Annotated in this window: 5 protein-coding genes; 4 read left to right on the top strand and 1 reads right to left on the bottom strand. The window is 75.3% G+C overall.

Annotated elements, in window-relative coordinates; genetic code table 11:
• Window positions 1-73: 73 nt before the first annotated feature.
• A complete protein-coding gene (locus ACFT55_RS19155) occupies window positions 74-748 on the bottom strand; it encodes a hypothetical protein (protein WP_380245438.1) in 675 nt (224 codons plus the stop codon).
• A 97-nt stretch (window positions 749-845) separates the two neighbouring features.
• Between ACFT55_RS19155 and ACFT55_RS19150 the strand changes: the two genes are divergently transcribed.
• The 4 genes from ACFT55_RS19150 to ACFT55_RS19135 all read left to right on the top strand — a co-directional run bounded on the left by ACFT55_RS19150 (window position 846) and on the right by ACFT55_RS19135 (window position 4,604).
• Window positions 846-2,090 carry a PucR family transcriptional regulator gene (locus tag ACFT55_RS19150; protein WP_380245437.1) on the top strand — a complete coding sequence of 415 codons (1,245 nt, stop codon included), beginning with the start codon at window positions 846-848 and terminating at the stop codon, window positions 2,088-2,090.
• A 127-nt stretch (window positions 2,091-2,217) separates the two neighbouring features.
• Window positions 2,218-3,198, top strand: a complete 981-nt coding sequence (locus tag ACFT55_RS19145; RefSeq protein WP_380245436.1) for an ACP S-malonyltransferase — start codon at window positions 2,218-2,220, stop codon at window positions 3,196-3,198.
• Window positions 3,195-4,226, top strand: a complete 1,032-nt coding sequence (locus ACFT55_RS19140) for a beta-ketoacyl-ACP synthase III (RefSeq protein WP_380245435.1) — start codon at window positions 3,195-3,197, stop codon at window positions 4,224-4,226. Before ACFT55_RS19145 ends, ACFT55_RS19140 begins: the two co-directional genes overlap by 4 nt.
• Before the next feature lie 126 nt (window positions 4,227-4,352).
• Entirely contained in the window at window positions 4,353-4,604 is a 252-nt protein-coding gene (locus ACFT55_RS19135; protein WP_079574895.1) for an acyl carrier protein, read from the top strand.
• Window positions 4,605-4,648: the final 44 nt, after the last annotated feature.

The raw sequence follows: 4,648 nt of genomic DNA, 5'->3' as shown, positions 1-4,648 counted from the left end.
GAGCCAACTGGCTCGGGGCCCCGTCTGCGTTGTCTGGGCGACTTGCTGCGCGCGACGTCGGCGACGTGGTGCGCTACCTCGGCGTGGTGGGCTCCCGTGCGGCGATGATGCGGCTCAGCTCGGCACGCAGCTCCTCGGTGCCCGGGTGCAGCGTCAACGACTCCAGGTGCTGGCGGGCCTCGGCGTAGCGCTCCGCCTCGAGGGCCGCGAGCACCAGATGACGGCCCACCTCCGGCGTGTGCTCCCGCACCCGCCAGTGACCGATCCCGAGACCCAGGGCCTCGGTGGGCATGCGGGCCTCCCGCAGGATCGCGAGGCCCTCGGCGAGCGCCTCGCCGCTCGCGTCGCGCGAGGCGGCCGTGGCGAGCCGACGGGAGGCACCCTCCGGGTCGTCCACGACGGAGAGCCTGCCCAGCTCGAGCAGCGGGCGCCAGGCGCGCGGGTGGCCGGCGAGCTCCTCGGCCAAGGACCACACGGCGAGGTCGGCGGCCCGCTGCTGGGCGGCCTCGTCCGACGGGGCGGTGAGCGGGTCCTCGGCGTTCGGCGACTCCGCCGCCCGGCGGCGCACGATCTCGGCGAGCGCGCGGAAGGCCCGGGCGTCGTTCGGGTCGTCGGTCAGCATGGTTCGCAGGGCGTCCTCCTGCAGGTGCTCCCCGTGCGACTCCGAGGGCGACTGTCGACGTGCCGCCACGGTGGAGGCAGAGAAGGGCCGGCGCAGCAGCTGCCGGAGCCGGGGCAAGAGGGCCATGGGACCGACACTATCCAAAGACCGGCCCTCCGGCTGGGCCCCGCGTCGAGCGTCCGTGTTTGTGCACTCCCCACAACCTCGCCCGTATCCTCGACCCATGACGACCACCGGCACCCCGGCCTCGACGGCGCGCGGGACGAGCCCCACCGGCGGCGGCGCCGCGGAGGACGGCGGCCCGAGCCCTGTCAGCCGGGGCGAGAACGTGCAGCGCGTGCGGGAGGGCCTGGGGCTGCTCACGTCCGCGGCGATGCGCCGCCTCGACGAGGAGGTGCACTGGTACCGGCAGCTGCCGGCCGAGGACCGCTCCTACGTCGCCCTGGTCGCGCAGTCCGGCATCAACGCATTCGTGAGCTGGTTCGCCGAGCCCACCCCGACGCCCCACGGCGTGGGCGAGATGTTCGCGGCCGCGCCGCCCGAGCTCACGCGCTCGATCTCGCTGCAGCACACGCTGCAGCTCGTACGTCTCATGGTCGACGTCGTGGAGCAGCACTCGGACGAGATCGCCGCTCCCGGGTACGAGCGGGACCTGCGCGAGGCGGTGCTGCGCTACTCGCGCGAGATCGCGTTCTCGGCCGCCGAGGTCTACGCGCGTGCGGCCGAGGTCCGCGGGGCGTGGGACGCGCGGCTCGAGGCGCTGGTCGTGGACGCCCTGGTGCGGGGCGACGGCGACGACGCGCTGCGGTCCCGCGTCTCGGCGCTGGGCTGGAGCGGGCGCGGTCAGGCGCTCGTCGTGGTGGGCGAGGCGACGACGCGGCTCGACGACGTGCGCACGGCGGAGCTGCGGAGGCTGGCCCGGCGCGCCGCGGGAGACGCCCTCGTGGGGATCCACGGCGACCGGCTGGTGCTCGTCCTGGGCGGCGAGGGCGATCTGGTCGCCGCGGCCACGTCGCTGCTCGACCGGTTCGGACCCGGCCCCGTCGTCATCGGCGGCGTCGTGCCCGACGTGTCCGACGCCCCCGCCTCCGCTGCCGCAGCCCTCGCCGGCCTCGCCGCGGCACCCGCGTGGCCGCAGGCCCCCCGGCCGGTCCTGGCCGACGAGATCCTGCCGGAGCGTGTCCTGACCGGCGACGTCACCGCCCGCCGCACGCTCGTGGCGCAGGCGTTCCGGCCGCTGCAGGAGGCGTCGGGCTCGGTGCTCGAGACGCTGTCCGCCTACCTCGGCACGGGCCGCTCGCTCGAGGCCGCCGCCCGCCGCCTGTACGTGCACCCCAACACCGTGCGCTACCGCCTGCGCAAGGTCTCGGAGATCACCGGCTGGGACCCGCTCGACGCGCGGGAGTCGTTCGTGCTGCAGATCGCCCTCGCCCTCGGCCAGCTCGAGGGCGGCGCCACGGGCGGCTGAGGCGCCGGCACGGACGGACGTGGGGCGACCGACAGAGCGCGTGTTGGAGGAATCCCACAATCGGTATCCGCGAGGTTCGTGCGGGTCGCGACGACGCGCCCCCGCGGCGGGGTGACACCGTGGGGGCGTGCTCGCCGTCGTCTGCCCTGGACAGGGCTCTCAGACCCCCGGGATGCTCAGCCCCTGGCTGGAGCTGCCCGGCACCGCCGACCTGCTCGACTCCTTCTCCGCCGCGGCCGGGACCGACCTCGCCCAGCACGGGACGACGTCGGACGCGGACACGATCCGCGACACTGCCGTGGCCCAGCCGCTCATCGTGTCGTCGTCGCTCCTCGCGCTGCGGGCGATCCTCGACGGCCGCCCCACGACCGAGGTCGTGGACGTCACCGCGGGTCACTCGGTCGGCGAGCTCAGCGCTGCCGCGGTCTCGGGCGCGCTCGACGACGCCGGCGCCGTCGGCCTGGTCTCGCACCGCGCGCGGGCGATGGCGGAGGCCGCCGCGGCCGCGCCGTCGGGCATGAGCGCCGTCGTGGGCGGCGACCCCGAGGAGGTGCTCGCCTCCATCGAGGCGGCCGGGCTGTTCCCCGCGAACGTCAACGGCGGCGGCCAGGTCGTCGCGGCCGGCGACCTGGACCGGCTCGCCGCCCTGGCCGCCGACCCGCCGACGCGCGCCCGCGTCATCCCCCTGCAGGTCGCGGGCGCGTTCCACACGCCCTTCATGGAGACCGCCCGCGTCGCGTTCGAGCAGGTGGCGACGGGCTGGCTCGCCACCGACCCGCGCCTGCCCCTGCTGTCGGACGCGGACGGCGCCTCCTACGACGCGCTGGCGCCCGGCTCCCACGGGCACGGCACCGCCGCCGACGTCCTGGCCCGGCTCGCCGCCCAGGTCACCGCGCCCGTGCGCTGGGACCTGTGCCAGGAGACCCTCGCCGAGCGCGGCGTCACCGGCATCCTCGAGCTCGCCCCCGGCGGCGTGCTCACCGGCCTGGCCAAGCGCGCGCTCAAGGGCGTCGAGTCGGTCGCGGTGAAGAGCCCGGACGACGTCGCCGCCGCGCGCGACCTGATCGCCCGCCACTCCGTCGTCGCCGGCGCGGGGACCACCGCGTGACCGTGCCCCCGGCGTCCCCCGCGTCCCGCCCCACGCTGCGGCAGGCCGAGCCGGTCCGCTTCTCGCGGATCCTCGCGATCGCCGGCGAGCGCGGCGAGCGCGTCGTGACGAACGACGACGTGGCCGGCCCGATCGACTCGTCCGACGAGTGGATCCGCCAGCGCACGGGCATCGTCACACGGCGGTACGCCGCGGCCGACGTCGACGTGCTCGACCTCGCGGAGGCCGCCGCACGCAAGGCGCTCGGCTCCGCCGGGCTGACCGGCGCGGACGTCGACGTCGTGATCCTGTCGACGGTGACGTACTTCCACCAGACGCCCGCGGGGGCCGCCGTCCTCGCCGAGCGACTGGGTGCCACGCCCGCCGCGGCCTACGACGTGTCCGCCGCCTGCGCCGGGTACGCCTACGGGATCGGCCAGGCCGACGCGCTCGTGCGTTCCGGCGCCGCGCGGCACGTGCTCGTGATCGGTGCCGAGAAGATGTCCGACTTCGTCGACCCCACCGACCGGTCGATCTCGTTCCTGCTGGGCGACGGCGCAGGCGCTGCCGTCGTCGGCCCGTCCGACACCCCGGGCATCGGCCCGACCGTCTGGGGCTCGGACGGCGCGAAGTCGCAGGCCATCTCGCAGACCCGCGGCTGGTCCGACCTGCGGGCGGAGCCGACGGCCGGCTGGCCGACGCTGCGCCAGGACGGCCCGACCGTCTTCAAGTGGGCCAGCTTCCAGATGGCACCGGTCGCGGCGAAGGCGATGGCGGAGGCGGGCGTCGAGCCCGAGGACGTCCAGGTCTTCGTGCCCCACCAGGCGAACATGCGCATCATCGACCAGCTCGTGAAGCAGCTGCGGCTGCCCGACAGCGTCGTGGTCGCGCGTGACATCGCCGACACCGGCAACACGTCGGCCGCGTCGATCCCGCTCGCCACCGAGCGCCTGCTGGCCGAGGGACAGGCACGCTCCGGCGACCTGGCCCTGCAGATCGGCTTCGGCGCGGGACTCGTCTATGCGGCACAGGTCGTGGTGCTGCCCTAGCCAGCGGTCCGGTTCCGGGCGGATCTGCGCCCGGGTCGTGACCGACCCCCGTGGTGCGGGACAATCGCACCGCAACACCCCACGGTGCCGGACGGCCGGTACCCCGTTCAAGGAGAGACGCACCCCATGGCTTACACCTCCCAGGAGATCCTCGAGGGCCTCGCCGAGATCGTCGCCGAGGAGACCGGTCTGCCCACGGACGCGGTCGTGTCGGAGAAGTCGTTCACGGACGACCTCGACATCGACTCGCTGTCGATGATGACGATCGTGACCCACGCCGAGGACAAGTTCGGCGTCCGCATCCCCGACGACGAGGTCAAGAACCTCACCACGGTCGGCGACGCCGTCTCGTACATCGAGGGTGCGCAGGCCGCGTGACGCCGCCGCGGGGCGCACGCCCCGCCGCGCGGGCGGGCCGGGGA

This window comes from Isoptericola sp. NPDC057191 (assembly GCF_042670225.1).
Taxonomy (GTDB): domain Bacteria; phylum Actinomycetota; class Actinomycetes; order Actinomycetales; family Cellulomonadaceae; genus Isoptericola.
This window is presented reverse-complemented; position numbering and strand designations above follow the sequence as displayed.